23 protein-coding genes and 2 tRNA genes are annotated in these 26,727 nt (G+C 64.0%); 6 read left to right on the top strand and 19 right to left on the bottom strand.

The window, feature by feature from the left end:
• Position 1: 1 nt before the first annotated feature.
• The 11 genes from P0652_RS14620 to P0652_RS14570 form a co-directional block, all read right to left on the bottom strand.
• Entirely contained in the window at positions 2–1,090 is a 1,089-nt protein-coding gene (locus P0652_RS14620; RefSeq protein ID WP_284179589.1) for an ABC transporter ATP-binding protein, read from the bottom strand.
• Positions 1,087–2,070, bottom strand: coding sequence for an ABC transporter ATP-binding protein (locus P0652_RS14615; protein ID WP_284179588.1), 984 nt, complete (start codon positions 2,068–2,070; stop codon positions 1,087–1,089). Before P0652_RS14615 ends, P0652_RS14620 begins: the two co-directional genes overlap by 4 nt.
• Positions 2,067–2,783 carry a DUF1028 domain-containing protein gene (locus P0652_RS14610; protein WP_284179586.1) on the bottom strand — a complete coding sequence of 239 codons (717 nt, stop codon included), beginning with the start codon at positions 2,781–2,783 and terminating at the stop codon, positions 2,067–2,069. The genes P0652_RS14615 and P0652_RS14610 overlap by 4 nt, the downstream gene beginning before the upstream one ends.
• Positions 2,784–2,792: 9 nt before the next feature.
• A complete protein-coding gene (locus P0652_RS14605; protein ID WP_284179585.1) occupies positions 2,793–4,634 on the bottom strand; it encodes a gamma-glutamyltransferase family protein in 1,842 nt (613 codons plus the stop codon).
• 120 nt (positions 4,635–4,754) lie between these two features.
• Entirely contained in the window at positions 4,755–5,645 is an 891-nt protein-coding gene (locus P0652_RS14600) for a polysaccharide deacetylase family protein (RefSeq protein ID WP_284179584.1), read from the bottom strand.
• A 3-nt stretch (positions 5,646–5,648) separates the two neighbouring features.
• A complete protein-coding gene (locus P0652_RS14595) occupies positions 5,649–6,644 on the bottom strand; it encodes an ABC transporter ATP-binding protein (protein WP_284179583.1) in 996 nt (331 codons plus the stop codon).
• Complete coding sequence (locus P0652_RS14590; RefSeq protein WP_284179582.1) at positions 6,641–7,615, bottom strand: ABC transporter ATP-binding protein; 975 nt, start codon at positions 7,613–7,615, stop codon at positions 6,641–6,643. The genes P0652_RS14595 and P0652_RS14590 overlap by 4 nt, the downstream gene beginning before the upstream one ends.
• The gene (locus P0652_RS14585) at positions 7,612–8,490 is read right to left on the bottom strand and encodes an ABC transporter permease (RefSeq protein ID WP_284179581.1); all 879 of its coding nucleotides are present in this window, start codon (positions 8,488–8,490) and stop codon (positions 7,612–7,614) included. Before P0652_RS14585 ends, P0652_RS14590 begins: the two co-directional genes overlap by 4 nt.
• The gene (locus P0652_RS14580; protein WP_284179580.1) at positions 8,487–9,461 is read right to left on the bottom strand and encodes an ABC transporter permease; all 975 of its coding nucleotides are present in this window, start codon (positions 9,459–9,461) and stop codon (positions 8,487–8,489) included. Before P0652_RS14580 ends, P0652_RS14585 begins: the two co-directional genes overlap by 4 nt.
• Entirely contained in the window at positions 9,461–10,162 is a 702-nt protein-coding gene (locus P0652_RS14575) for a creatininase family protein (protein WP_284179579.1), read from the bottom strand. Before P0652_RS14575 ends, P0652_RS14580 begins: the two co-directional genes overlap by 1 nt.
• Before the next feature lie 3 nt (positions 10,163–10,165).
• A complete protein-coding gene (locus P0652_RS14570; RefSeq protein ID WP_284179578.1) occupies positions 10,166–10,777 on the bottom strand; it encodes a MarR family winged helix-turn-helix transcriptional regulator in 612 nt (203 codons plus the stop codon).
• A gap of 154 nt (positions 10,778–10,931) precedes the next feature.
• On the opposite strand from P0652_RS14570, the gene P0652_RS14565 reads away from it, so the two are divergent.
• The 3 genes from P0652_RS14565 to P0652_RS14555 are packed head-to-tail and all read left to right on the top strand — an operon-like array spanning position 10,932 to position 14,312.
• The gene (locus P0652_RS14565; RefSeq protein WP_284179577.1) at positions 10,932–12,509 is read left to right on the top strand and encodes an ABC transporter substrate-binding protein; all 1,578 of its coding nucleotides are present in this window, start codon (positions 10,932–10,934) and stop codon (positions 12,507–12,509) included.
• 1 nt (position 12,510) lies between these two features.
• Positions 12,511–13,557: a ketopantoate reductase family protein gene (locus tag P0652_RS14560; RefSeq protein WP_284179576.1), complete on the top strand. Its 1,047-nt coding sequence runs from the start codon at positions 12,511–12,513 to the stop codon at positions 13,555–13,557.
• Entirely contained in the window at positions 13,557–14,312 is a 756-nt protein-coding gene (locus P0652_RS14555) for an SDR family NAD(P)-dependent oxidoreductase (protein ID WP_284179575.1), read from the top strand. The genes P0652_RS14560 and P0652_RS14555 overlap by 1 nt, the downstream gene beginning before the upstream one ends.
• Before the next feature lie 75 nt (positions 14,313–14,387).
• Here P0652_RS14555 and P0652_RS14550 read toward each other — a convergent pair whose 3' ends face one another.
• Both P0652_RS14550 and P0652_RS14545 read right to left on the bottom strand, forming a co-directional pair.
• Positions 14,388–15,380 carry an exopolyphosphatase gene (locus tag P0652_RS14550; RefSeq protein ID WP_284179574.1) on the bottom strand — a complete coding sequence of 331 codons (993 nt, stop codon included), beginning with the start codon at positions 15,378–15,380 and terminating at the stop codon, positions 14,388–14,390.
• Positions 15,381–15,509: 129 nt separating this feature from the next.
• Positions 15,510–15,585, bottom strand: a tRNA-Phe gene (locus tag P0652_RS14545).
• A gap of 244 nt (positions 15,586–15,829) precedes the next feature.
• Between P0652_RS14545 and P0652_RS14540 the strand changes: the two genes are divergently transcribed.
• Complete coding sequence (locus P0652_RS14540; protein WP_284179573.1) at positions 15,830–16,519, top strand: Crp/Fnr family transcriptional regulator; 690 nt, start codon at positions 15,830–15,832, stop codon at positions 16,517–16,519.
• On the opposite strand, the gene P0652_RS14535 is transcribed toward P0652_RS14540, so the two are convergent.
• The 6 genes from P0652_RS14535 to P0652_RS14510 all read right to left on the bottom strand — a co-directional run bounded on the left by P0652_RS14535 (position 16,516) and on the right by P0652_RS14510 (position 24,090).
• Positions 16,516–18,345 carry an AsmA family protein gene (locus P0652_RS14535; RefSeq protein ID WP_284179572.1) on the bottom strand — a complete coding sequence of 610 codons (1,830 nt, stop codon included), beginning with the start codon at positions 18,343–18,345 and terminating at the stop codon, positions 16,516–16,518. The two genes, P0652_RS14540 and P0652_RS14535, sit on opposite strands and share 4 nt — an antisense overlap.
• Before the next feature lie 170 nt (positions 18,346–18,515).
• The gene (locus P0652_RS14530) at positions 18,516–19,157 is read right to left on the bottom strand and encodes a CoA transferase subunit B (RefSeq protein WP_284179571.1); all 642 of its coding nucleotides are present in this window, start codon (positions 19,155–19,157) and stop codon (positions 18,516–18,518) included.
• Between the two features lie 16 nt (positions 19,158–19,173).
• A complete protein-coding gene (locus P0652_RS14525; protein ID WP_284179570.1) occupies positions 19,174–19,905 on the bottom strand; it encodes a CoA transferase subunit A in 732 nt (243 codons plus the stop codon).
• Positions 19,906–20,044: 139 nt separating this feature from the next.
• Entirely contained in the window at positions 20,045–21,607 is a 1,563-nt protein-coding gene (locus tag P0652_RS14520; RefSeq protein WP_284179569.1) for an ABC transporter permease, read from the bottom strand.
• A 90-nt stretch (positions 21,608–21,697) separates the two neighbouring features.
• Positions 21,698–22,723 (bottom strand): extracellular solute-binding protein, encoded by a 1,026-nt coding sequence (locus tag P0652_RS14515; protein ID WP_284179568.1) that lies wholly within the window; start codon positions 22,721–22,723, stop codon positions 21,698–21,700.
• 182 nt (positions 22,724–22,905) lie between these two features.
• Positions 22,906–24,090 carry a DUF2865 domain-containing protein gene (locus P0652_RS14510; RefSeq protein ID WP_284179567.1) on the bottom strand — a complete coding sequence of 395 codons (1,185 nt, stop codon included), beginning with the start codon at positions 24,088–24,090 and terminating at the stop codon, positions 22,906–22,908.
• Positions 24,091–24,350: 260 nt separating this feature from the next.
• Here P0652_RS14510 and P0652_RS14505 point away from each other — a divergent pair.
• Positions 24,351–24,424, top strand: a tRNA-Gln gene (locus P0652_RS14505).
• 100 nt (positions 24,425–24,524) lie between these two features.
• Positions 24,525–26,471 (top strand): DUF6538 domain-containing protein, encoded by a 1,947-nt coding sequence (locus tag P0652_RS14500; RefSeq protein ID WP_284179566.1) that lies wholly within the window; start codon positions 24,525–24,527, stop codon positions 26,469–26,471.
• Positions 26,472–26,727: the final 256 nt, after the last annotated feature.

Below are 26,727 nucleotides of genomic sequence, written 5' to 3'. Positions count from 1 at the left end.
GTCAGGTCTCCGAAGGGTCAGGGGCGATCAAGGCACGGTTTGTCCCGGCCTCGAAGGCCGAGAGCAGGCGGGAAAGACGCGGATCCGGGTCGGTCTCGCGCGGGAGAAGCTCCGGATCGAGCGGGATATCCTTGGCGAAATGGCAAGCAACACGGTGGCCAGCTTCGCCGGACAGCACGGGGATGGCCGTGCGGCACTGCTGCTGTGCATGCGGGCAACGACGATGCAGATGGCAGCCCGGCGGTGGGTTGAGAGGGCTCGGCACATCGCCCTCGAGCACAATCCGCCGGCCCCGGCGCGTGGCGCTCGCCATCGGGATCGCCGAAAGCAGGGCATGCGTGTAGGGGTGGAGCGGCCTCGCAAACACGGCATCGGCCGGGCCGATCTCGACGATCCGGCCGAGATACATCACCGCCACGCGGTCAGCGATATGCTTTACCACAGCAAGGTCATGGCTGATGAAAACCATCGCCAGCCCAAGCCGGCGCTGCAGGTCGCGCAACAGGTTGAGGATCTGCGCCCGGATCGAGACATCCAGTGCCGAGACGGGTTCGTCGCAGATGATCAGGCGCGGTTCGCTGGCCAAGGCCCGGGCGATCACGACACGCTGCCGCTGCCCGCCGGAGAATTCATGCGGATAGCGTGCCGCATGCTCCGGCCGCAGCCCGACAGTTTCCAGCAGGCTCGCCACCCGCTCCGCCCGCTGGCCGGGCGGCACGATCCCGTGCAGCAGCAGGGGCTCGGCAATCGCCTCGCCGACGGACATGCGCGGATTGAGCGAGGCGAACGGATCCTGGAAGATGATCTGGATCTCGCGCCGCAGATGCCGCATGGCATCATCATCCAGCGCCAGCAGGTCGCGGTCATTGAAATGCAGCGAGCCGCCGCTGGGCTCGATCAACCGCATCAGCATCCGGCCGAGTGTCGATTTGCCGCAGCCGGATTCCCCGACCAGCGCCAGTGTTTCCCCGGCTTCCAGCGCAAGATCGACGCCATCGACCGCCTGGACATGCGCCGTTGGCTTCCCGAACACATTGGTCCGGGCGACGAAGCGCTTGGAGAGGCCGCGGGCATCGAGCAGGGCATTCATGCGGCAAGCTCCTCCAGCGGCGCCTTCCAGCAGCGGGAGAAGCGATCAGGGCCGATTGCCGCAAGAGGCGGGGCCTCGGCCCGGCAACGTGCATCGGCGAAGGGGCAGCGCGCGGCGAAGCGGCAGCCCGGCGGCGGGTCGCTCATATCGGGCACGGCGCCGGAAATCGCCGCCAGCCGCTCCTTGCGGTGGTCGAGCCGTGGGATCGAGCCCAGCAGACCGAGCGTATAGGGATGCTGCGGCAGGGTGAATAGCGCCCCGACGCTGGCCCGTTCAACCACCTGGCCCGCATACATGACGAGCACTTCGTCCACCACTTCGGCCACGACGCCGAGATCATGGGTGATCAGGATCACCGCCGCGCCTGTCTCGCGACGAAGATCCTGAAGAAGCTCGAGAATCTGCGCCTGGATCGTCACGTCGAGCGCAGTGGTCGGCTCGTCGGCGATCAGCAATTCCGGATCGCAGGCCAGCGCCATGGCGATCATCGCGCGCTGGCGCATGCCACCCGAGAGCTTGTGCGGGTAATCGGCCGCCCGCGCCTCCGGCTCGGGAATACGCACCTTGCGCAGCATCTCCACCGCATGGGCCCAGGCCGCCTCCCGGCTCCATCCGCGATGGCGGACCACCGCTTCGGCAATCTGGTCGCCGATCCGGTGCGAGGGATTGAGCGAGGTCATCGGCTCCTGGAAAATCATCGCCATCCGGTTGCCCCGCAGGTCGCGCAACCGGTCAGCCGGAGCATCGAGCAGGCTGTCCTCCCGGAAGCGGATCCGGCCGCCGATCCGCGCCGCACCCTTCTGGAGCAGGCCCATCACGGCCAGTGACGTCACGCTCTTGCCGGAGCCGGATTCGCCAACAATGCCGAGCGTGCGTCCGGGTTGCAGGTCGAAGCTGAGCCCGTCGACCGCAAGGATCCGGCCACCATTTGGGGTGCCGAAGCTGACGGTCAGGTTCTCGACCTGCAGAAGCGCGCTCATCCCTGCGCCTCCGCGGCAATCGACTGTGCGATAAGCCGTTCGATGTCGTCCCGGTTGGTCACGCCGGACGGGTCACCCCGCCGGGGCATGACCTTTCGGTAATGAAGGTAGCGCTCATGGGCGACGCGTTCCAGCCGCTCCAGCTCGGCGAGGGGATCGGCATGGTCATCGACGCGAAGATCGAACAGGGCATATTCCTCGTCATCATGGATCAGCAGCGCGGCGGATTGCTTCCCGCGCTTGTCACCGCCCGCGGCCTCGCCGGCCTTCAGCGCGGCGATCAGCCGTTTCGCGAACGGCAGGTCAGTCCGGCCTTCGAAGACGCGCGCCGTTTCGGCGATCACCTCCGGCCCGGCCAGCATGTTGCCGGCCACAGAGAACGTCTCGCGGACGAGATGCCCGCACCAGGGCACGCAATCCGCCCCGGTATATGCGGCAATCCGCCCGGCATGATCCCGGATATGCGCTTGCCGCTGGCCCCGGCCTTCATCCTGCGCGGTCAGGATGTCGAGCGCCTGCTGCGCGGTCGCGCCGGCCCGGAGCAGCGCCATCCCGCGCAAGCCATAGAACGGGTTGACGAAGGCCTGGCTTGCGATGGCCCCCGTCCCGGTTTCGATGAAGGGCACGCGGGCCCCGACCGCGAAGGCACAGGTCGAGACGGCAATGCCGATCTGTCCGGTAGTCGCATCCTTGGCAATGATGGACCAGGTCATCCGTGCCTCCTACCGGCCAGCCGCATAGCCCTGCATGCCCCGCGGATTGGCGGCGGCGCGCAGAAACTCCCCGTCCTGCGAGGCCGCAACCAACCGCCCCTCGGACCATTCCGGTCCGATCTCGACGATATGGCCGCGCCGTTCCAGCTCGGCGATGGTAGTTTTCGAAACGCGGGATTCCACAACGATCACCCCCGGCCGGGCCGTACGCGGCCAGAACGAGGTCGGGAAATGCTCGGTATGCCAGGCCGGGGCGTCGATGGCTTCCTGCAGGTTCATGCCGGAATGGACATGCCTGAGGAACATCTGCGGAATCCATTGGTCCTGCTGGTCCCCGCCCGGCGAACCCCAGGCGAGATATGGCTTCCCGTCGCGCAGGGCCATGGTGGGCGAGAGCGTGGTACGCGGCCGCCGGCCCAGGCCGAGCGCCGCGGGATGGCTCTCGTCCAGCATGAACATCTGGGCGCGCGAGCCGAGGCAGAACCCGAGTTCGGGAATGACCGGTGAGGATTGCAGCCAGCCGCCGGAGGGAGTCGCCGCGATCATGTTGCCATGACGGTCGATAATGTCGAAATGCACGGTATCGCCGCGAGTGATGCCATTGGGCTCGACCACCTCGCCGGCGCCATGGCCGGTATGGATATCGCCCACCGTCGGTTCCCCCGCGCCCCCGGCACTGACGGCCTGACGCGGCCCGGTAACGGCCTTCACCGCCATCGCGCCGCCGAAACCGGGAATGACTCCCGGCCGCTGCTCGTGTGAGGCCCGGTCGGTGATGAGGGTCCGCCGCTGGACATTGTAGGCGTCCGAAAGAAGTGTCCCGAGCGGCACCGTCACATGGTCGGGATCGCCGAGGAAGGTATCGCGGTCGGCAAAGGCGAGCTTGGCGGCCTCGACCTGGAGATGGATGAAATCCGGTCCGGCCGGATCGAGCCCGTCAAGATCGAAGCCCTTGAGCAGGGCCAGTTGCTGCAAGGTGGCAATCCCCTGGCACCACGCGCCAGGCTTCTGGACCGTATAGCGCCCGTACTGGTATTCGGCCGGCCGTTCGACGCTGGCCTTCCAGCGGGCCATGTCATCCCCGTTGAGCACGCCGCGATGGGCACGGCCTGAAACATCCATGACGTCCTGGGTCCGGCAGAACAGGTCGATCGCCTCGGCAATGAAGCCCTGCGACCAGATCTTGCGCGCCCGCTCGATGACGGCCTCGCGGCCACCGCCGCCGGCTTCGGCCTCGCGCAGCAGGCGCTCGTAGGTATCGGCCAAGGCAGGGTTCCGGAACCGGCTGCCGGGAAGGGGCAATCGACCGCCCGGCAAATAGAGATCAGCGGAGGTCTTCCAATGCTCGCGGAACAGCGCTTCAACGGTCCGGATCGTCGCCACGATCCGCTCGATCAGCGGATAGCCGTGCCGCGCATAGGAAATCGCGGGCTCAAGCACCGCCCGAAGCGACATCGTGCCGTAGTCGCGCAGGAGGAGCATGTAGGCGTCGAATGTGCCCGGCACGCAAGGGGCCAGCAGCCCTGTGCCGGGAACAAGGTCCAGCCCCAGCGCCCGGCAATGCGCGATGGTCAACCCGGCCGGCGCCACGCCTTGGCCGCAGATCACTTCCGTCTGCCCCTTGCCGGCAGAATGGACCATGATCGGCACGTCACCACCGGGCCCGTTGAGATGTGGTTCGACAATCTGCAGCGTGAAAGCCGTTGCCACGCCGGCATCGAAGGCATTGCCGTCGCGCTCGAGGATTCCCATGCCCACCGCCGTCGCGATCCAGTGGGTCGAGGCCACGACCCCGAAGGTCCCGGTGATTTCCGGCCGCGTGGTGAAGCGGGCGGGATTGATGAAACTCATGGCACGGGGTCCTTCACAAACGGCAAGGCTGGCGAAACCCGGGTCCGGGCGGTCGGAACCGCTGCGGAAGCGGGGGGAGATAAGGCACGATCACGATCGGACAATATTCGTTATACATAATTATCTTGCAATCCCGCCTTGGTCGGCGCAGTGGCGCGCGATCTCGGCATGGGTGGCGAACCAGCAATCGCCCTTGGCTTTGGCGGCACGGATCAGCTCCTCGAGAATGAAGAGGCGTGAGCGGTAGCCGGTAACATGCGGATGCATGGTCAGCAGGAAGAGCCCGTTTTCTGCATAGGCACCTTCGAATTCGCGCAGGAAAATGTCGAGCACGGCCGTCGGCGGCGTGTAGGGCCGCAGCGCCTGGAAGCGGTTCATGTTGAAATAGGGCGCATCATCGCGGATCCACTCGACGGGCAGTTCCACGATCCCCGTCGGCTTCCCGTCTTCCAGCAATTCATAGGGATCATTGTCGGCCATCAGCGAGGAATCGTAGAGAAGGCCCAACTCCCGCTGGATCTTCAGCGTCGCCGGCGAGAAATCCCAGGACGGCGTCCGCATCCCCTCCGGACGCATGCCGGTAATTGTGGTCAGGGTATCTGCGGCCCGGAAATGCAGGTCGCGTTCGACAGGCTCCGGCAGGACCGAATTCAGCTCGTGGATCCAGCCATGCAGGCCGATCTCGTGTCCTTCGGCCACCACGCGGCGCTGCTCGTCCGGATAGAGCAGGGCGGCCACGGCAGGAACGAAGAACGTGGCCGGCACGTTTTCCCGGCGCAGGATCTCGAGGATCTTCGGCACGCCGACGCGATTGCCATATTGCCCCCAGGACATCCGCCCGACAGAAATGCCGCCGTCACGCAGTTCATTGGTCTCGTGGTCACTGTCAAAGGACAGGGCGACAGCGCAGCGCTTGCCGCCGGGCCATCGCGCCGGCTTCAGCGAACGGCCTGCCCGGACCTGATTGACCCGACGGCGCCATTCCGCCTCGCTCCATTCCCAGGGTTCCATGCGTCACGTCTCCAGCGGAAAATGACAGGCCACATCGCGCGACCCGGTAATGGCGGTACGGGGAGGCACGGCTTCCCGGCAGATCGGCTGTACTTTCGGACAGCGCAGATGGAAATGGCAGCCCGGCGGAGGCGCAAGCGGCGAGGGCAGCTCACCGGAAATCGGCCGGAAGGTCACCAGTTCGTCCGAATCGGTAACGAGCTTCGGGATGCTGTCCAGCAGCGCGCGGGTATAGGGATGTGCAGGCGCGCGGTAGATCGCCTCCGTCAGCCCCTGCTCGACGATCCGGCCGAGATACATGATAGCGATCCGGTCTGAGATGTGGCGCACGATGCCGAGATCATGGCTGATGAAGAGCATCGTCAACCCGAGATCGCGGCGCAGCTTGAGGAACAGGTTGACGATCTGCGCCTGGATCGACACGTCGAGCGAGGCAACGGGCTCGTCGCAGACCAGCATGTCCGGCTGCATCGCCAGCGCGCGTGCAATGGCGATCCGCTGCCGCTGGCCGCCCGAAAACTGGTGCGGGAAACGATCGGCCGCATCCTTGGGCAGCCCGACGGCCGTCAGCCAGGTCTCGGCATAGGCCCGCGCGCCGGATCGTGTCACGAGCTCATGCGCGATCGGCCCTTCGCTGATCGTCTCGCCGATGCGGATGCGGGGATCGAGCGAGGCGAACGGATCCTGGAAGATCATCTGGATCCGTGTCGTCCGCTTTCGGCCGTCCAAGCCAAGGATCGGCTCGCCATCCAGCGTCACGGTGCCATCATTGGGCGCGTGGATGCCGGCGATCATCCGACCGAGGGTCGATTTCCCGCAGCCGGATTCACCGACAAGGCCGAGCACTTCGCCCTTGCTGATCTCGAGCGAGACCCCGTCAACCGCATGCACCGTCCGCGTTTCGATCGGCTGGCCCAGCCGGACGGCGATCTTCTCGCCCAATGAAAGCCGGGGCGAGAAACGCTTGGAAACGGTGCGGACATCGATCAGCGCGCTCATGCCGGGATCTCCCCGAGCGGATGGTGGCAGCGATGGCTGCGGCCGGTTCCGGCGGCCACAAGGTCAGGCGTCACGCTGCATTCCGGTGTCCGGTAGCTGCAGCGCGGCTGGAAGGCGCAGCCCGGTGGCAGGTCAAAAAGCGAGGGGGTGGAGCCGGGAATCTGCACGAGATCGGTACCCGGCTCGGCGCGGGCGGGCAGGGAGGCCAGCAGACCCGCCGTATAGGGATGGCGTGGCTGGCGCAGGACCGCCGCGACAGGACCTTCCTCGATGATCCGGCCTGCATACATGACCAGCAGGCGGCTGGCGATGGACGAGACGGTTGCGAGATCATGGCTGATCCAGATCATCGCCGTGCGCATTTCCTCGGCGAGGCTGCGCATTTCGGTCAGGATCTGCGCCTGGATCGACACATCAAGCGCCGTGGTCGGCTCATCGCAGATGATGAGCCGCGGCCGGTTCAGCAGCGCGATGGCAATGGCCACGCGCTGGCGCATGCCGCCGGAAAACTGGTGCGGATGGGCATCGAGCCGCCGTGCTGCGTCCGGAATCCCCACCCGGTTGAGGACGGCGGCAGAACGCTCGCGCGCGGCAGCCTCGCCGATCCGCTCATGCGCCTCGAGCGCCAGCCGCATCTGCATGCCGATCGTGAGGACCGGGTTCAGCGTCGCCGACGGGTCCTGGAAGACCATCGAGATCTCCCGGCCACGGATTTTCCGGAGATCCGAAGGCGGCAGGCCAACCAGCTCGCGGCCCATCAGCTTGACCGAGCCACCGGTGATCCGGCCGGGCGGATCGATGAGACCGAGCAGCGAAAAGCCGGTGACGCTCTTGCCGGAGCCGGATTCGCCAACGAGGCCGATGATTTCGCCCTCTTCCAGCGAGAAACTCACCCCGTCCACCGCCTTGAGCGGTCCGTTTCGGGTGGCGAACTGTGTTTTCAGGTCACGGACCTCGAGGAGCGGATTCATCGGCGCAACCTCGGATTGAGCTGATCGCGGATCTGGTCGCCGACGAGATTGATCGCGACGATCAGGATGATCAGCGCCACGCCGGGATAGATCGAAATCCAGTATCGGCCCGAGAGCATGTACTGGAAGCCATTGGCGATCAGCATGCCAAGCGAAGGCTCGCTGACCGGCAGGCCGAGCCCGAGGAACGAAAGCGTCGCTTCGAGAGCAATCGAATTGGCGATCTGCACCGTGGCCACAACGATCAGCGGCGGCATGCAATTCGGCAGGATATGGCGGAACACCACCCGGCGCGGGGAGAGCGGCGTCGAGAGGGCTGCCTCGACATACTCCTTCGAACGCTCCGCCGAGGCCGCGCCATGCGCCGTGCGGGCGAAATAGGCATATTGGGCCGTCACCAGCGCGGCGATCAGCGGCCCTTTGCCCTGTCCCAGCAGGGCCGCCAGTACCAGCGCCAGCAGGATGGCTGGGAAAGAGAGCTGCAGATCGATGATCCGCATGATCAGCGCCTCGATCCGCCCGCCGAAATAGGCGGCGAACGTGCCGAGCGTCGCTCCGATGGCAAACGCGATCGCCCCGGCAAGGATCCCGATCTGGATCGAGATCCGCAGCCCGTAGAGAATGGCCGAAAGCAGGTCACGCCCCTGCGCGTCAGTGCCGAGCCAATGCGTGAAGCCCTTCGAGCCGACAAAGCCCGGCGGGCGTCGTGCATCGGTCAGCACGAGGGTGGCGAGGTCATAGGGATTCTGCGGCGCAATCAGCGGCGCAGCCAGGGCGATCAGGACAATGATGATCACAACGCCGAGCGCGATGACGGCCAGGGTGTTGGCGCGGAAATCATCCCAGAAGCGGGCGAGGGGCGTTGTCGCGCTCATGTCGCTCTCCTTGTCCGCAACCGCGGATCCAATGCGGCGTAGGAGAGGTCGACCAGCAGGTTGATGACGATGAAGAAGAACGCGACCAGCATCAGGTAGGCGACCATGACGGGGCGGTCGAGCGAGGAAATGGAATCGATGATCAGCTTCCCGACTCCGGGCCAGGAGAAGATTGTCTCCGTGACCACGGCGAAGGCCATGGTTGAGCCGAATTCGAGCCCGAACACGGTCACGATCGGGATCGAGATCAGCCGCAGCACATGTCGCCGGAGGATGGTGAACTCGCTTTCGCCCGCCGCCCGCGCAAAGCGCACCGTGTCGGACAGCATGGTCTCGCGTGTTCCGGCCCGCGCCAGCCGGACCATCATCGCGAATTTGAACAGCGAGAGATTCAGCGCCGGCAGCAACAGATGCAGCCAGCCATTCGCGGTCAGCAGGCTCCATTCCACGCCGAACAGCATGGCCGTCTCGCCGCGGTTGCCAGCGGGCAGCCAGCCGAGCTGGACCGCGAAGGTGAAAATCAGCACGAGGCCGATCCAGAAGGTCGGCACCGAGAAGCCGAAGATCGATACGGTCATGATGATCTTGGCCAGCACGCTGTCAGGCCGGTAGCCGGCATACATGCCCAGCGGAACGCCGAGAAAGGTCGCGCCGAGCACGGCGACGAGCGTCAGTTCCAGCGTCGCCGGAACGCGCGAGGCGATGAGGTCGAGCACCGGCATGTTGTAGATGAAGGAGCGGCCGAAATCGCCGCGGATGAGCCGCGCGAGGAAGTCGAGATATTGTTTCCAGAGCGGCTGGTCGAGCCCGTAGGCCCGGATGGCCTCTTCGCGGATCTGCTGCGTGGCATCGGGCGAGATCAGCACGTCGATCGGGTTCCCGACCGCATAGACGCCGATGAAGACCAGCGCGGAGATGACCAGCATCACCACCAAGGCCTGCAGCAGGCGCTGGATCATGAAGCCGAGCATCAGGCCCAGCCCTCGGTGATCAGCGCCCGCGTCTCGGCAATGGCGACCGCCCAGATTGCCAGCATATCCGCGTCGGAACGCTGGTAGAGCCCGCCGTAATTGCCGTCCCCCAGCAGCGCCTTCTTCGCGCCGGGGTCGAGCGCGGAGAAGCGGCCCATATCCATCATCGGCTTCTGGTGGCCAGGCATCGTTACGCCCGGCAGGCGCGTCCAGGGAAAATTCTCCATCCAGGAGGCATGGCTCGCAACGGGATCAATCGCCTTCACCTTGGCGAAAGTCTCCGGAGCGTTCCACCAATTGTGCCATTTCACCTGGCAGCCCCGGTTCAGGTCGAGCCATTCCAGCACGGCACCATGGGCAGGCGAGTTGCCGCCATGCCCGTTGACGATGACGATGCGCCGGAAGCCGGACCGCACCAGCCCGTCGAGGATATCCGTCACGACGGCAATCCAGGTCGAGAGGCGCAAAGTCACAGAACCGGGATACTCGACGAAATTCGGCGTGAACCCGTAGGGTTGGACCGGAAAGACGGGGATGCCGCTCTCCCCGACCGCTTCCACAGCCACGCGTTCCGCGAGGATCGCATCCACCGCGAGACTGAGATAGGCGTGCTGCTCGGTCGAGCCGAGCGGCAGCACCGCCCGATCATCGGTGCGAGCCCGAGCTTCCGCCTGCATCCAGTTCATGTCCGCAATGCGCATGGCTTATTCCATCTCCGCGCCGGTTTGCAGCTCCGCTTCGGCCCCTGCCTCGCCGCGGAACATGGCGAGCACTACCTTCGCGAGCAGCATGGAGAGCATCTCGCGCTCGACGAGACTGAGCGGAGCAAGCATTTCCTGTTCCAGCCCGGCGAAGCGGGGCAGGGCCTCGTCATAGACGGCGCGTCCGGCATCGGTCAGTGTCAGGATTTGCGACCGGCGATCGTCGCCATCTGTCCGACGGGCGACAAAGCCGAGGCCGATCAGCCGGTTGACCGCGCGGCTGAGCGTGTTCTTGGGGAAAGCTGTCGAGGACGCGATCTCGCTAGCAGTGACACCATCCTGGATCGCCAGGCTGTAGATCACGACGAATTCGACGCGGGAAAGATCGAAACGCTCTTTCACCCAACCATAAAGCGGCACATTGTAGCGCAGGGCAAGGTAGTTGAACCGGGCTGCAAAACCGCACGGGTTCTTCCAGAGGCGCGCATGCGTGAAGGCATCGAGCCTCTGGCGGTTGAGCAGGTCCGCACCATTCTCGGCCGAGCCGAACGGAACCACGTTGCCGATTTCATCATTCTGCTTCGCCGGCAGGCGACGTGCCGTTTTGTCGCGCATAAACTGGTTCCAAATCGAACGGTTCAGATCATCCAGACCCACTATACGGGCAAAAAACAGTTCCACAAGGAATTGACGGGGGCGAATTCGTCACGTTCAATGCCGGTTCAGGCGTCCCGCCAGGGGCGAGGACGCATCAACAAGGGAGACCGCCATGCGTCCGCTCGTTTATGCCCTTTTCTGCGCCACCGCCTTGTCGAGTGCCGTGCCGGTCCTGGCCCAGACCCTGACGATCGGTGTCCGCGGCGGGCCGGATTCCATCGACCCGCATTTCACCGCCACCGGCACGCATGCCGAGGCCCTGAAGCATGTCTTCGATACGCTGGTCTGGTCGGGCGACGGGCTTGAACTGGAGCCGCGCCTTGCGACCAGCTGGAAGCCGATCAACGACACGACCTGGGAATTCAAGCTGCGCCCCGGCGTTAAATTCCATGATGGCTCCGACTTCACGGCCGAGGATGTGAAATTCTCGATCGAGCGCATCCCCATGGTCGCCGGGCCAAACCCGACCACGATCTATGTCCGGCGCGTCAAGGAGACGAAAATCATCGACCCGCTGACGGTTCATGTCGTCACCGATGGCGCGGCTCCGACGCTGCCGAACGATTTCATCCGCCTCTTCATTGTCTCGCACAAGGCGGCAGCAGGCCTGACCAAGGAATCCGCGAATGCGGCCTTCAATTCCGGGAAGGCCGCCGTCGGAACCGGTCCCTACAAGTATGTATCGTGGCAGCCGAAGGGTGATCTCGTGCTCGATCGGTTTGACGGCTATTGGGGCCCGAAGGAACCGTGGGCGCGCCATGTCCGCAAGGAGATCGCCAATGATGCCGCCCGCGTCGCGCAGCTCAAGGCTGGCCAGCTTGACCTGATCACCCGCGTTCCGGCTACCGATGTTGCAGCGCTGAAGCGCGATTCGAAGATCGACGTCCAGATCATTGATACGGTTTATGTTTTCAACGTCGAATTGGATATGCGCGAAAAGGCGCTGAATGTGACGGCGAAGGATGGTTCGGCGCTGCCGAAGAACCCCTTCCTCGATATTCGCGTCCGTGAAGCCATCGACCTGGCCATTGACCGCAACGCCCTCGCGGAAGTGGCGATGGAAGGCCTTGGCAAACCTGTGAACCAGATGGTGACGCCGTCGATCTTCGGCTTCAACAAGACGCTCCCGGCGCGGGAATACAACCCCGCCAAGGCGAAGCAGCAACTCGCGGCAGCCGGCTATCCGAACGGCTTCAAGATGCAGTTCTCCTTCACGAAGGACCGGCTGCCGGGCGATACGCAGGTCGGAACCTCGATCGCGCAGATGCTCGCGGCGATCGGAATCGACGCAACGCCGAACGCCCAGCCGGCGGCGGTCTTCTTCCCCGCCCGGACGCGCGGCGAGTTCTCGGCCTCAATGTCGGGCTGGGGCACGCTCACTGGTGAGGCGCACTACACGCTCTCTTCGCTCGCCCATTCGAATGATCCTTCCAAGAAGATGGGGGCCTTCAACGTCCTCGGCTACAAGAACGGCGAGATGGACAAGCTGCTCCAGATCGCCGCGGTCGAGATGGACGAGGGCAAGCGCCGCAAGGCCCTTGAGGATGCGAATGCGCTTGTCCTGAAAGATCGCCAGCGCCTGCCGATCGTCGCGGTTGGCTCGGCCTGGGCGATGCAGAAGGGCAAGGTCACCATCAAGGCGCGCGTCGACGAGGATACGCTCGCCATGAATATCAAGCCCGCGAAGTAACGTGGCGGGCGAAGCAGCAAGCAGCCGGCCCCCGATCCTGATCTGGGGTGCCGGCGCCATCGGTGGCACGCTCGGCGCCTATTGGGCGCGGGCAGGCCTGCCGGTCACCATGGTTGACATCGTCGTCGAGCACGCCCGGGCCTGCTCGACGACAGGTCTTTCGATTACCGGACCGGTCGAGGAATTCCGGCAGGTTGTGCCAACCGTCACACCGGAGGCCTTGACCGGCACCTGGCCGATCATCGTCCTGGCGGTGAAGGCCCATGCCACCGAGGCCGCCCTGGTCAAACTCGCGCCGCATCTTGCGCCGGATGGCTATGTCCTCTCGGCGCAGAACGGGCTGAACGAAATCGCCATCAGCCGGATCATCGGCGCGAAACGCACGATGGGCTGCTTCGTGAATTTCGGAGCGGACTGGCTCGCCCCGGGAGAAATCCTGTTCGGCAACCGCGCGGCGGTGGTTGTTGGCGAGATCGACGGTTCGGTCCAGCCACGCACGCAGCAGATGCATGAATGGCTGCGCATCTTCGAGCCGGCTGCCGTGCTGACGGACAATATCTGGGGCTATCTCTGGGGAAAGCTGGCCTATGGTGCCATGCTTTTCGCCACCGCACTGACACCGGACTCGATGAGCGCGAACTTCGCCGATCCGCGCCGCGTCCCGGTTTTCGTGGCTCTCGGCCGCGAAGTGATGGCCGTGGCCCGGGCGCGCGGCGTGAAGCCAGTCGGCTTCAATGGCTTCGATCCGGAATGTTTCGCGCCGGGTGCCCCGGCTGGGCAGGCGGAATCCTCGATTGCCGCCCTCTCGGAATTCAACCGCCACACCGCCAAGACGCATTCCGGCATCTATCGCGATCTGGCGGTGCGCAAGCGGAAGACCGAGGTCGATCCTCAAATCGGCATCATTGCCAGCCTTGCGAGGGAGGCGGGCATCGAAACCCCGGTCCTCGCTCGGCTGGTCAGCCTCATCCACGATATCGAGGACGGGCGGAAACCGATGGCCTTCGAGACGTTCGCCGAACTCATCCCGCTGGCAGGAGGGGCCTGATGGAGATCCGCCTCGATGGCCGCGTTGCCTTGGTAACCGGTGCCGCCCAAGGGATCGGGCAGGCCATCGCCCGGGCGCTGAAGGAAGCGGGTTGTCTTGTTGTTGTGGCCGATCGGAACGGGGAAGGCCTTACCGCTTTCGCGGTTGCAGAAGCCATGATGCCGATCGTTCTGGATGTCAGCCGGCGCGAAGCAGCGCATGATGCCGTCCATTCGATTGTCGATCATCAGGGTCGTCTCGACATTCTGGTCAACGCCGCCGGTGGTGTGCGCGGGCAGGTGGGCGGCCCTGTCGAGGCCGTGACCGAGGAAAGCTGGCGTGTGCTGTTCGAAGCCAATGTCGACGGCGCGTTCTGGCTCTCGCAGGCTGCGTCCCTACCCATGTCCGCGCAAGGCTGGGGGCGGATCGTCAATATCGCGTCGGGTGCCGGCCTGCGCCCGAGCCTGACCGGTATTCAGGCCTACACGGCGGCCAAACATGCGCTTGTAGGGCTGACGAAGCAACTGAGCCAGGATCTGGGACCCAAAGGCATCACCTCGAATGCCGTTGCCCCCGGCTTCGTCCGGTCAAACCCGGCTACCGAACGGCAATGGCAGAGCTATGGCCCGGAAGGGCAGGCGCGGCTGGTTCAGGGCATCCATACCCGCCGGCTTGGTACGGCCGAGGACATCGCCCATGCCACGCTGTTCCTCGCCTCGGAACAGGCGGGCTGGATCAGCGGTCAGATCCTGTCGGTCGATGGCGGCCGGAGCTGACCTTGCCAAAGGAAAGGGCAGCGCCCCCGAAGGAATCGCTGCCCTGATGGTATGATCGACCCGAAACGATCAGGCTCAGGCGGCGGCGCGCCGGGCTTCCTGGTTGATGCGTGCTGCGATGGAGGCGAGGATGCCATCCGCCGCGTCATTGTCGACCTGGCAGGTGCCGGCGGCATGGTGGCCACCCCCGCCATGGTCGAGCATCAGCTCGCCGACATTGGTCGGGTTCGAACGGTCGAAGATCGATTTGCCGAAGGCCAGCACCGTGTTCTGCTTGGCACGGCCCCACATGACATGGACCGAGATCGAGGCCTGCGGGAACAGCGCATAGACCATGAACCGGTTCGAGGCGTAGATCGTCTCCTCGCCGCGAAGATCGAGAATGGCCAGCGTGCCGTCGATGCGGGTGCAGCGCTTGATCTGCTCGCGCGAGAGCGCCTGATGCGTCTTGTAGAGATCGACGCGCTCCTTGATGTCCGGCAGCTCGAGGATCGTCTCGATCGAGCTGTGATTGCGGCAGGCATCGATCAGCAGCATCATCAGCTGGTAATTCGAGATCCGGAAGTCGCGGAACCGGCCGAGCCCCGTGCGCGCATCCATCAGGAATGAAAGAAGTTCCCAGCCGCGGGCATCAAGCACATCATCGCGTGTGAAGCGGGCCGCATCGGCTTTGTCGACGGCGAGCATCATGTCCGGGTTGATCCGCGGGAATGCCTCGCGGCCGCCGAAGAAATCATAGACAACCCGCGCCGCCGACGGCGCGTTCACATCGATGATGTGGTTCGCGGCCTTGTCAGCATTGCGCTTGCCTTCGCTCGCATGATGGTCGAACGCGGCATAGATGCCCGGCACATAGGGAAGGTTGGTCGAGATATCCGACGCGCCGACAGCGATCTTCCCATCCTGCATGTCCTTGGGGTGCACGAACTCGATCTCGCTGACCAGGTCGATCTCCTTCAGCAGCGTGCCGCAAACGAGGCCATCCATGTCGCTGCGGGTGATCAGGCGGAACTTGCCGGCGGGGCAATCCATCTGGATCTGCTCTTTGGTGATCGGATCGGCCTTCATTGTCGGTGTCATCCCCTGAACGCAAATTGGAAACAGGCGTAAGGCTACCGCAAGAAAGCAAAGCTTTCCCTAAGGCCTATCGTAAACGAAGGCCGGAAGGCACTTGTCGGGTGATCGGGGAGAAATGAATGGTGCCCGGGGCCGGAATCGAACCAGCGACACTGCGATTTTCAGTCGCATGCTCTACCAACTGAGCTACCCGGGCCTGCGCAGCGGTGCTAGCCCGACGCGAGAGCCGTGCTTTTAGAAAATGGCGGGGAACCTGTCCAGCCCTTTCATGGTGATTTTGTCCGAATGTTTTGGCTGCGTCAGCCAAGGGGCGGGAACGGCGTGGAATCCGGCGGAAAACCCTGGGGTTGCACGGTTTCCCCGCGCAGGGCCGCTTGCCAAGCAGGCTTGCATCGCTAGGCTTGCATGAAACGTCTCTTGATCTGTCAGGAAATGGCTCGATGCAGTCGCTTGCCGCGATCCCGTTCTTCAAGGATGCCAGTGATCTCGATTTGAAGGGCTTCGAGCGCCGCTGCGTCTGGAAGCGCGTTGAGGAGGGGCAGATCCTCGTCGATTTCGAGGATCAGTCGAGCGATGTCTATTTCCTCGCGGCCGGGGATGTCCGCATCCAGATCCGCACAGCCGGCGGCAAGGAAGTGATTCTCGCGGATATGCGCGCAGGCGAATACTTTGGCGAACTTGCCGCGATTGACGGGATTGCCCGCTCGGCCAATGTCTCGGCTCTCACGCGCGCCGAGATCTGTATCATCAGTGCCGGCGTGTTCCGCGAGATGATCGCCGCATCGCGCATTCTCTCGGACAAGCTGCTGCGCCTGCTGGCGGCCCGGGTGCGGGACCTGAATGTGCGCCTGCTCGAACACACTGTCCTCGATATCCGGCACCGCCTCTATGCGGAACTGCTCCGGCTTTCGGCGCCCCGCCCCAATGCTGCGCCGGCGCGCGTGATTTCGCCGCCGCCGGTGCATCACGTTCTTGCAGCACGCGTCGGGTGCCGCAGAGAGCAGATCACCCGGGAACTCGGGGCCATGAAAACGGAAAACCTGATGGAGCGGACCCGGGGCGCGCTGGTCCTGCTCGATCCGGACACGCTTCGCCAGCGGATTGCCCAGGCGATGCGCGAAGCCGGCTAGGAACGGTTCTGCAGCAGCCGCAGGTCTGGCCGGACGGAGGGCGCCAGCAACGGCCCTTCGAGCCGGAAAGCATAGAATTCGCTTGGCAGGGGCGGCTCATCGATCCGGCGACGGAGCACCACGATCATCTGGTGGCGCTGGGCTGCGAGATCCATCACGCCTTCGAGCATCGCCGTCACGCGCGGCGACAGAAAACTCGATCCAACCGGTTCGACCTTGCCCTCGCGGATAGCGAAATTGGCGCGCAGCATCTCGAAGCTGGTCTTGCCGGCGAGGGCCAGGAGCAAGGCCGCATCCTGACGCGCATCGGTTGCGCGGGTAAGAAGTTTCGCGAGATCGATCCCGGTCACATCGCCGTTCTTGATGTCGATGGCAGCAGTCCCGTTCAGCGCGCCGGCAAGGGCGGAAACGGAGGCCCCCTTGGCTTCTGCCTGCACAACCAGCGTTCCCTCGCCGGTCAGGCGGTTGAACCCGAAGGCGCGCTCCATGAAGCGCCCGAAATCGATGCGCTCGGCGGAGGCCTGCAGGCGCAATTCCTGCTGCCTTTCGGGATTGTCGATCAGGGAGACGCGGGCCTTGACCATGCCCTCACCGAAGCGGCTGTCGACGATGGCCATTTCCGTCCGGCCCTGCCGGGTCAGGACCGAGAGCGCCACATTCGAAAGGACGACATTGCCCAGTTTGAATTCGCGCGTGGAAAGCCGGATGTCGAGGTCGATGATCGGAAGCGGGTTAATCGCCAGCGCCTCGCCGGACCAGCTGCCATCGGGCCGCCGGAGGCGCTGGAAAGCCGCATGGGCTGCCGTGCCATCCACCAGGTCTCCGGCAAGGGTCGCGGAGAGGCCCCAGCGTCCGTTATTCTCGCGAAGGGCGGCGATGCCGTTGAGTTGCTTTCCGCCCCGGACGATCCGAAGTGCTTCCAGCGCAACGCCACGGGGATCCAGCGCCATGTTCGACGAGATCGTCATCGGCGGATCATTGGAGCCCTGCCGCCCATTCGGTCCACCCAGCCGGCTTTCCAGCTTGCCTCCCAACTGTGCCTCCGCCCGCCCGATCAGGGCCAGGTCCGGATCACGCCGCATGGAACCGGCAAAGGTCAGGCGGGAGCCGAGAGCACCGATCTGGATCGTCGCGGCGCCTTGCTTGTCCTTGGCCAGCGCGCGCCGGGTTGGCAGCGATGCCGTGAGCGAGTAGCCGTCCTCGATGCCCGCCTGGGTCAGGTCGATATCCAGCCGCCCACGGCCGGCGAGGTAGCGGAAACGCCCGCGAATGGCCTCGAATGCAAGGTCCTCGCCCTTCGGTCCGGCACGGGAAAGCGTAATCCGGGCCTCTTCCACCGCAATCCTGAAGCGCCTGAACCGCGTCGATTGCCCGAACAGCCCGATTGTCTGGTCAAGCAACTCCGTAACGCTTCTCGGCGAGCGGAAACGGGCATCGATAGCGCCGATATCAACCCGGATATCCGGCTTGGACAGGCTCAGCGAGGGGCCGTCGATCGATCCGTCCATGAGATCGAACAGGTCAAACTGGATGATCGCCTGCGGGGCGCGCAATTCGCCATCGCCCGCCATGCGCCGGACGACAATTTCGTCATAGACGATCTTCGGTTTTGGCCACATCACGTGGCGGCGTTGGCCAAATCGCAAGGTCAGCCCGAGATCCTGCTCGTACCGCGCAAGGATGGCCTGCTCGATGGCGGCGTAGTCCCGCGTCAGGATCAGCGTTGCCAGCCCGGCCACGGCCAGAATAGCGGCGACGCCAAGGCCGATGGCCATGCGGCGCAGCAGGGCCTTGTAGCGGACGAGGAGGGTCAGAAACCCGGGCATGCGGCGATTGGCTCCGCGGCGAGCGCGGCTGAGCGCGCGAAAGGGACCCGTCTAGGGCTGGACGGGAAACCCCGCAGCCATCTTCTAGCAAACCCGCAGGAGGCAGGTCAAAGGCTGAAACGCAACAGGCCGGGCATCGAGGCCCGGCCCGCCGCAAGACGCATGTAGGATCACAGGGCCGAGACGAAATCGGCTTCGGTCTTGGACGTGATCTCGTCGAGCGTGACACCTGGGGCAAGCTCGAGCAGGCGCATCGGCTCCTTGCCGGTGCGATCGATCGAGAACACGCCGAGATCGGTCACAACCATGTCGACCACGCCCGCGCCGGTAAGCGGCAGGGTGCAGGCCTTGAGCAGCTTCGATTCACCCTTCGCCTCGTGCTCCATGACCACGACGACTTTCTTGACGCCGGCGACGAGGTCCATCGCGCCGCCCATGCCCTTGACCATCTTTCCGGGGATCATCCAGTTGGCGAGATCGCCGTTCTGGGCCACCTGCATCGCGCCGAGGATCGACAGGTCGATATGGCCCCCGCGAATCATCGCGAAGCTGTCGGCCGACGAGAAATAGCTGGTCGTCGGCAGTTCGGTAACGGTCTGCTTGCCGGCATTGATGAGATCGGGGTCTTCCTCCCCCTCGTAGGGGAAGGGACCCATGCCCATCATGCCATTCTCGCTCTGCAGCTGGACGCTCATGCCCTCGGGGATGAAATTCGACACCAGCGTCGGGATGCCGATGCCGAGATTGACGTAAAAGCCGTCCTTGAGCTCCTTCGCGGCGCGGGCGGCCATTTCTTCACGGGACCATGCCATGATCTGTCTCCGGGGCTCAATGCTGCGGGGCGGGGTGCGGACGGGTGGTCCGGTTCTCGATCCGCTTCGGCGCGTTCGGAACATGGACGATCCGCTTCACATAAATCCCCGGCGTATGGATATTGTCGGGGTCGATCTCGCCGGCCGGGAACAGGTGCTCCACCTCGGCGATCGTCACCGTCGCAGCGGTGGCCATCATCGGGTTGAAGTTCCGGGCGGTCTTCCGGTAGACGAGATTGCCTTCCGTATCGCCCTTCCAGGCATGGACAAGCGCGACATCAGCCCAGAGTCCGGTTTCCATCACGTATTTCCGGCCCTTGAAATGCGGGTCATTCGGAAATTCGCGGATTTCCTTGCCTTCTGAGACCAGCGTGCCCACGCCGGTCGCGGTGAAGAAGGCTGGGATACCGGCGCCCCCGGCGCGGATGCGCTCGGCCAAAGTGCCCTGCGGGTTGAACTCGAGTTCGAGCTCTCCGGAAAGATATTGCTGCGCGAACAGCTTGTTCTCGCCGACATACGAGCTGATCATCTTCCGGATCTGCCGCGTCTCGAGCAGCTTGCCGAGATGGATCCCGTCCACCCCGGCATTGTTCGAGATCACGGTGAGATCCTTCACGCCCGCCTCGCGGATCGCCTCGACCAGCGTCTCGGCAACGCCGCAGAGGCCGAAGCCGCCCGCCATGATCGTCATTCCGTCCTTCAGGACACCCGCCAATGCGGCCTTGGCATCCGTGTAAACCTTGCTCATCCAGCCACTCCTCCCGAATGGAGGGCAGGGTGTGCCCCCGCCATCGAATTCTGTTGACGGCGAAGTCATAGAGAAGAGCCGCTGCGTTGCAAAGCGCGTGTTGCGGCTTCCCGCGTTTGTTCGGAGACCGGCAGCCCGCTCAGCCCTTGCGGATAAGGATCAGCGCCGCGAGGCCGCTCAGGGCAAGGATCGCCAGCGATTCCAGCGCTGCATGCTCGAAAACCCCGGCGCTGGCCTGGGCATAGGCTCGCGTGGCGAGGGTCTCGAAATTCAGCGGCCGCATCAGCAGGGTTGCCGGCAGTTCCTTCACCGTGTCGATGAAGACGAGCATGGCCGCAATCAGCAGCCCCGGCGCCATGGCCGGCACATGGACGCGCCAGGCCAGCCGGAAGTCGCTCATGCCATGGATCCGCGCAACCCAGTCGATCGACCGTGGCAGCCGGTCAAGCGCCAGCATCGACTGCGTAACGCCGATACCGAGAAAGCGGACAATGAGGGCAAAGGTGATGCCTGCCATCGTTCCCGACACGGCCAGAGAGAGACCGGCGATACCGGCCAGTCCGTCCGCCCAGCGCATGATCGGGAAGATGGACAGCACGAGAACCGTACCGGGCACGGCATAGCCGAGGGTCGAGAGGCGGCCGGCATTCCGCAGCCCGGGCACGATCCGGATGCCGATCGTCACAAGGGCACCCGCCGCCACGACAGAGCCGGCCACCGCGACACCCAGTACGAGGCTGGACAAGGCAGCGTGCAGCAACTCGGCATCGGCGCGTTGCTGCGCCGCATACTGGATGGCCCGCCAGATCAGGAACCCGGTCGGCAGCAGGAAGCCGAGCAGGACCGGCAGTCCAGCGACAAGCACGGCGAGAAGCCCCGGAATCTTCCGCAGAGGAATGCGGGACGGGCGGGCGCCCCCTCGCGTGGTCACCGGTTGCCGCCGTCCGTCCTGCTTTCGCGTGAGAAACAGCAGGAACCCCACCATAACCAGCAGCAGCGCGGCCAGCCGGACGGCGCCAGGAAGGTCGCTGCGGTTGAGCCAGTAATCCCGGATGGCCACCGAAAAGCTCGAAACGCCGAGGAATTCGGTCGCGCCGATATCATTCAGTGTTTCGAGGCTGACAAGCACCAGCCCGGCGACAAGCGCAGGAATGGCGATCGGGAGTCCGACCCGGAAGAACAGCCGGGGCCCGTGCGCACCGAGCAGGCGGGCAGCATCGATGATGTTTCGGCCCGAGCGGGTGAAGATGATGCGGCAGCCGAGATAGACATAGGGCGACAGCACGAGGCCCAGCACGAAGATGGCACCGCCGAGGGTGCGTATGTCGGGAAACGCGTAGTCAGCGGCGGTGCGCGCCCCCGTTACCGCGCGGTACGCGGTCTGGACCGGACCGAAAAAGTCGAGAAGGTCAACGGCGACATAGGCGGCAAGATAGGTCGGAAAGGCGAGCGGCAGGGCCAGCCCGATCTCGAGCCAGCGCCGCAGGGGAAACTCGTAGATCGAAACCAGCCAGGCCGAGAGCAGCCCGATGGACCCCGCCACCAGGGCGACGCCTAGCAGAAGCTGGCCCATTTCCTTCACGGTGTGCCATTGCGTGGGCGAAAGCCCCGGGGTCGTCAGAGCCGCGCCGGTCATCAGACTGGAAAAGCCGATCCCCGGCAACCCGACCAGAACGACAAGCAACCCGATGACCATGGCCATGGGCTGCCAACGCAGACGAGGCCGGGCAGGGCCGGCCTCGTGCGGAAGGAGGGTTGATGGAGCCGTATTCATCGGCAGGGCATGAACCTGTCAGCTCTGCGGGCCGAGATCGTAGCCGACCTTCTCGACCAGCTCCGAAGCAGCCTTGCGGTTCTTCGCGACATCATCGAGCGAGACAGAGTCAACCCGCAGCTTGCCGAACCCGGCAATGAAGGGCTCGACGGAGACGCCTTCCACGACCGGATATTCAAAGTTGTTGGCCGCATAGAGTTGCTGGGCCGCCGGGCTGACCAGCCATTCGGCCAGCCTGATCGCCTCGGCCCTGTTCTTGGCATGCTTGGTCAGCACGAGGCCGGACATGTTCATATGTGTGCCGCCATTCTGGAAATTCGGCATGACGACGCGGATCGCATCGACCCAGGCCTTCTGGTTCGGATCCTTATTCATCAGGCCCACATAATACATATTCGCGACACCGACATCGCAGATGCCTGCTGCAATGTCCTTGGCAACATCACGATCGCCACCGGAGGGCTTCTTGGCAAGATTGGCCCGGACGCCTTTCAGCCAGGCCTCGGCCTTTTCGGGGCCCATATGGGCAATCGCCGCCGAGATCAGGCCGGTATTGTAGGCATGGGTGCCCGGTCGGGTGCAGACCTTGCCCTTGAAGCGCGGATTGGCCAGATCCTCATAAGTCAGGGTCGGATCCTTCACGCGATCCTTCGAGGCATAGATCACGCGGGCCCGCGCCGACACGGCCACCCATGAACCATCGGCCGCGCGAAGCGTCTTCGGCACGGCCTTCTCGAGAGCAGGCGTGACGATGGGCTGGGTGATGCCCAGCGCGACAGCCTGCGTCAGTGTGGAGACATCGACCGAGAGCAGGAGATCCGCCGGGCTGCGCTCGCCTTCCGACTGGATGCGCTCGGCCAGCCCCGAGCCGGCGAAAACGAGATTGACCTTGACGCCGGTTTCGGCGGTGAACCTGTCGAGGATCGGCTTGATCAGCCCGGGCTCGCGATGCGTGTAGAGGTTCACTTCCTGCGCGGCGGCGGCGAGGCCGGAAGCGAGCAGGGTGGCACCGGCGAGCAGAGTCAGGCGAAGGGAATGCGTCATCGTTTTCTCCATGCCGGCGGGGTCAAGGCCCGCCGTAGGGTTCAAAAGGATGAGCGTGTCTAGGGCGCCCTTTGGGGGCTCGTCAACAAAAATCCGTTTAAAAACATGAGTTTAGAAGAAGTCTAAACTGGAGATGTTCCAAGCCTTCGGTGCTTCCCGTTGAATCCGCCACGGTTTCGGCTTCAGTTCAGAACCACCAGACCGGGTGTCCTGCGGACCACAGGAAGAATGGAGCGCCCTTCGGCGGTACGGGCCTGCAACTCGACAAACCCCTTCGGATGGCCGATCGGCGAAGGATTCGGCACATCACCCCGCACCTTGCGATCTGCCGTCTGGAGATCGGCGATGACACGCGCCCGGACGGAAGACGGTGCCAGGGGCGAGAAGGCGCCACGCACGGAGGCAACCTCCATGGCCCGGATGATCGTGATTTCGCGCGGTGACGAAAGCCGCTTGACCGCCTCGCCGAAATTGCGTGGCTGGTAGGGGAACCGGCTGGCCCCGTCGAAATGCTGGGCGCCCGAGCCGGTCATGATGACATCGCCCCGCTTGAGGGTCAGGTCACGGTAGAAGGCATTCGCGGATTGCGTGCTCCCCATCGGGCGGCAGGAACAGGCCTGGCTGACCTGCCTCTGATAGCGGAAGGCAGTCGGCAGGCGGGTATAGGGCGCGCCACCTCGGGAAAGCGCCGCCAGGTCCCTGGCGCCGGCAGGCAGCGTGTACAGGGCGGTTTCCGCACCGGGACAGGCGGAGCGGCAGACAACTTCCTGCACCTGTTGGCCGACGCCGGTTTGGCCGATAGGGAAGGCGAATCCGTCGCAGAGGCGGACGCAGTAATTGGTGGGCATCGGCATGCCTTGGCCGAGCCCACGTGCCTGGAGCTTGATCCGGGGTCGCGGCGTGCCGGCGGGAGCCTCGCCCGCTTTCGGCGGCCAGAGCGGATTGACGGCCGGAACCGGCTCGGAAATCACGGCATTGCGGGGCAGGGCAGCACTCGGCAGCACAACCGTCGGTCGGGCTGCCACCTGGGCAGCCGGCGGCATTGGCCGGCTCACCGCCGTGGCGCGAGGTTCAGCAGGAGCCGGAACGGGCGGGCGGGCAGCAACCCTGAGGACTTCCAGCTTCTGCATCTCGCGGGCGCGGCTGACTTCAACCAGCGCGCGTTCCGGACGCACCAGCAAGGGTTCCACGGCAGCGCGAACGGGACGGTTGATCTCGCTGACCATCCGATGCAACCGCGGGTTATCAGCAGCCTTGACGAGAAGCGTCCCGGTGCCGACCGCAACAACCACACCGGAGGCCAGGACAGCCGCCTTGCGTGTCGTCCACAGCGTGTGATTCGAACCGGATGGGGGAAACAGAATCATGACGCAACGCAACTCCCTCGACGCATACCCGCCGGCCCGGTTTGGATAACGCCCGGTTATCCAAGCCCGTCCCTGTCCCGGAATTCAAGGAAAAAGTGTCTCATTTCGAAACAGTTTTTCCGTTCCCGGGACAACCGGCACTCGTTTGGAGAAGGCTGCGCAAACCCCTTGCCAAAGGGGCAGCTTCGAGAGTAGAAGGCGCTCTCTCGCGGGCGCCTGCGCCCGCCCTTCCATGGCAATGCGTCAGAGCGCCATGGCGGTGGGGGATAGTTTAACGGTAGAACAGCGGACTCTGACTCCGTTAGTCTTGGTTCGAATCCAGGTCCCCCAGCCAGATTTTTCACAAGCCGTTGATTTATATAAGCTTTGCCTTCGCGGGCAGGGCGCCGGGAATCGCAGTGTCATACAGGCGTGTCACACCGAGGTGAGACACCATGACCGGCATCCCCCACGTGATCCGACGCGGCGCCATCTATTACTGGCGCCGGCGCCTTCCGCCGTCGGCCTGTTGCAAGCCACGGTTGATCACCCTTAGTTTGAACACAGCCAATCCACGGATTGCCCGGCAACGCGCGGCTCATCTGACCGCGAAAAGCCAGCAACCCTTCGAGAAAGTGCGCTGCGGGATGCTCACCGACACGGAATTCAAAGCAATTATGCGCTTCGCCGCGATCAAGATCGAGGAGGACTACAGGAAAGACCATCTCGAAAACCTGGTGGCAGGGGCGGTGCCGCGGAAGGACATTGGCGCCATGGCCGTTGACGAGCAGGCCCGTGTCGCTTCGGAATTTAACCGTCGACGGGCAAGATTTGTCCCCCTTGGCGCCCTGACAGGCCAAGAGAAGACGGCGTTCCTTGCAAGCGGCTGGACCGAGGCAATGATCCGGGCGCTTGATGCCAAGCTCGCTTTTGCCGCGGAATTTTCGACACTTGAACTCGAAAAGCCCGCGTTTGAAACGATTGCGAAGCAAGCCGGGATCACGCGCACACTCTCTGATATCGAACTCTACCAGATCCACCAGGCTGTGGCCCGGGCGCGCGCGGTTATCCTCAAGCGCTTTGCGGAAGAGGCGGATATCGACACCGCTGCGGATGAGGCCGTCATCTTTACCAGCAATCCCACACCTTTCGCCGCGCCGGGACCTGCCGCAATCCAAGCGCCCCAGCCGATTGCGCCTCATCCCGCTGCGCTGCCAGCACCCGCGGCCGTGCAGACCCCGTTCGCGGACATCCATACCAAGCTGGTTGCGGAAAAGGAGAAGTCGAAAGACTGGACCCCCAAAACCGCCCGACAAGCGGAGTTCATCTTCAAGCTGTTTTTCGATTTTTTGACGGTACGACAGAACAAGACCTGCTTTGAGCAGATCGGGCAGGTTGACCTCGATGATTTTTCGACCCTGTTGCTGGGCCTCAATCCCCGGCACGGCAAGAGCGCCGGGGATCAGGAACTCTCCGGCATGGACTATGTCGAGAAGTACTCGGCGCCGCTCTCTGACCATACGGACGTCATGGCCCGCGTCACGCTCAACCGTCACTGGGGTTTCATTGAGCAGGTTATGGCCCGGGCCCGGCGGCGCGGGGTCAAGCTGAATGAACTCGATTTCAGCCCCTTCTATAAAAAGAGGACCAAGCGTGCGCGAGACGATCGAGAGACACCGCCGGTCGATTCAATCCAGGAGTTCTTCAAGCTTCCGATCTTCACCGGTTGCCAGGGGTTTGACTTGCGCAAGCGGAAAGGCGAGCGCCCAATGTATGTCAAGGGGGACCATATCTTTCATCGCGCGGCGTATTTCGGGCCAATGATCGCGCATTATCATGGGTTCCGGCGCGAGGAATTCTGTGGCCTTGCGATCAAGGATATCGAAGTTAAGGGTGCGGAGTCTTGTTTCGTGATCCGGGACAATGAATTCCGGCGATTGAAGAATCATGCCTCGAAACGCAAGCACGTCATTCATCCCGAGCTGATCCGGCTGGGTTTTCTTGACTATGTCGAGCGGATCAAAGCGCTTGGCTATGACAGGGTGTTCCCGGAGCTCGTTTCGCCGAGTACCAATGTGGTGGCTGGCGAACGGCTCTATGATGAATTAAAGCCAGGCTTTGAGGCGACAAATCTCGTCACCCACAAGTTCCGACACTTCTTCGGATCCGATCTCAAAAAGCAAAAGGTCGACGAAGAAAGCCGGGCGGATTTGCTGGGACACTCAGTCGGCTCGGAAACGGCTGACCGCTACAGCGACGCCCTTTGGGGCGCTGAGCAACTTGAGTTGCTGGAGAAGGTGCAGAATGTCACCGCCCATCTCAAGCGGGGGGAGATCCGGCTTCTGCCATCGGTTGCCGGGCGCAAACCGCGCAGGTTCAGGGGAAGCCGGTCAGGACGTTAGGGCAGGGGCAGCAGCAAGGCCCGGACCTACTCTTTCGCCGCCCAACGCTTGATGCTGCCGGTCTTACGATCGCCGAAGAGAGGCTGGCGATGATGCCGGCATGGGCTCTCTCCGGATCGAGAGCCAAAAACCGGTGTCAAGGTGAGGCATGAGCGAAGCCAGAAAAAGCGAGGGTTGAGCCCATCTTGACTTGTGACCTGCCACTGAGATTTTCCTCCACATGGAGTTAGAGTCCGGCCCTGCTGAGGACGGACTG

The organism is Rhabdaerophilum sp. SD176, assembly GCF_030143245.1.
Taxonomy (GTDB): domain Bacteria; phylum Pseudomonadota; class Alphaproteobacteria; order Rhizobiales; family Beijerinckiaceae; genus Rhabdaerophilum.
This window is presented reverse-complemented; position numbering and strand designations above follow the sequence as displayed.

Coding starts and splice junctions, on each gene's coding strand:
- P0652_RS14615 (WP_284179588.1), bottom strand. CDS start 2,070: ATGAGCGCGCTTCTGCAGGTCGAGAACCTGACCGTCAGCTTCGGCACC.
- P0652_RS14525 (WP_284179570.1), bottom strand. CDS start 19,905: ATGAGCAAGGTTTACACGGATGCCAAGGCCGCATTGGCGGGTGTCCTG.
- P0652_RS14515 (WP_284179568.1), bottom strand. CDS start 22,723: ATGACGCATTCCCTTCGCCTGACTCTGCTCGCCGGTGCCACCCTGCTC.
- P0652_RS14555 (WP_284179575.1), top strand. CDS start 13,557: ATGGAGATCCGCCTCGATGGCCGCGTTGCCTTGGTAACCGGTGCCGCC.
- P0652_RS14530 (WP_284179571.1), bottom strand. CDS start 19,157: ATGGCATGGTCCCGTGAAGAAATGGCCGCCCGCGCCGCGAAGGAGCTC.
- P0652_RS14585 (WP_284179581.1), bottom strand. CDS start 8,490: ATGAGCGCGACAACGCCCCTCGCCCGCTTCTGGGATGATTTCCGCGCC.
- P0652_RS14575 (WP_284179579.1), bottom strand. CDS start 10,162: ATGCGCATTGCGGACATGAACTGGATGCAGGCGGAAGCTCGGGCTCGC.
- P0652_RS14590 (WP_284179582.1), bottom strand. CDS start 7,615: ATGAATCCGCTCCTCGAGGTCCGTGACCTGAAAACACAGTTCGCCACC.
- P0652_RS14620 (WP_284179589.1), bottom strand. CDS start 1,090: ATGAATGCCCTGCTCGATGCCCGCGGCCTCTCCAAGCGCTTCGTCGCC.
- P0652_RS14610 (WP_284179586.1), bottom strand. CDS start 2,783: ATGACCTGGTCCATCATTGCCAAGGATGCGACTACCGGACAGATCGGC.
- P0652_RS14605 (WP_284179585.1), bottom strand. CDS start 4,634: ATGAGTTTCATCAATCCCGCCCGCTTCACCACGCGGCCGGAAATCACC.
- P0652_RS14565 (WP_284179577.1), top strand. CDS start 10,932: ATGCGTCCGCTCGTTTATGCCCTTTTCTGCGCCACCGCCTTGTCGAGT.
- P0652_RS14600 (WP_284179584.1), bottom strand. CDS start 5,645: ATGGAACCCTGGGAATGGAGCGAGGCGGAATGGCGCCGTCGGGTCAAT.
- P0652_RS14500 (WP_284179566.1), top strand. CDS start 24,525: ATGACCGGCATCCCCCACGTGATCCGACGCGGCGCCATCTATTACTGG.
- P0652_RS14550 (WP_284179574.1), bottom strand. CDS start 15,380: ATGAAGGCCGATCCGATCACCAAAGAGCAGATCCAGATGGATTGCCCC.
- P0652_RS14510 (WP_284179567.1), bottom strand. CDS start 24,090: ATGATTCTGTTTCCCCCATCCGGTTCGAATCACACGCTGTGGACGACA.
- P0652_RS14570 (WP_284179578.1), bottom strand. CDS start 10,777: ATGCGCGACAAAACGGCACGTCGCCTGCCGGCGAAGCAGAATGATGAA.
- P0652_RS14580 (WP_284179580.1), bottom strand. CDS start 9,461: ATGCTCGGCTTCATGATCCAGCGCCTGCTGCAGGCCTTGGTGGTGATG.
- P0652_RS14595 (WP_284179583.1), bottom strand. CDS start 6,644: ATGAGCGCGCTGATCGATGTCCGCACCGTTTCCAAGCGTTTCTCGCCC.
- P0652_RS14540 (WP_284179573.1), top strand. CDS start 15,830: ATGCAGTCGCTTGCCGCGATCCCGTTCTTCAAGGATGCCAGTGATCTC.
- P0652_RS14535 (WP_284179572.1), bottom strand. CDS start 18,345: ATGCCCGGGTTTCTGACCCTCCTCGTCCGCTACAAGGCCCTGCTGCGC.
- P0652_RS14520 (WP_284179569.1), bottom strand. CDS start 21,607: ATGGCCATGGTCATCGGGTTGCTTGTCGTTCTGGTCGGGTTGCCGGGG.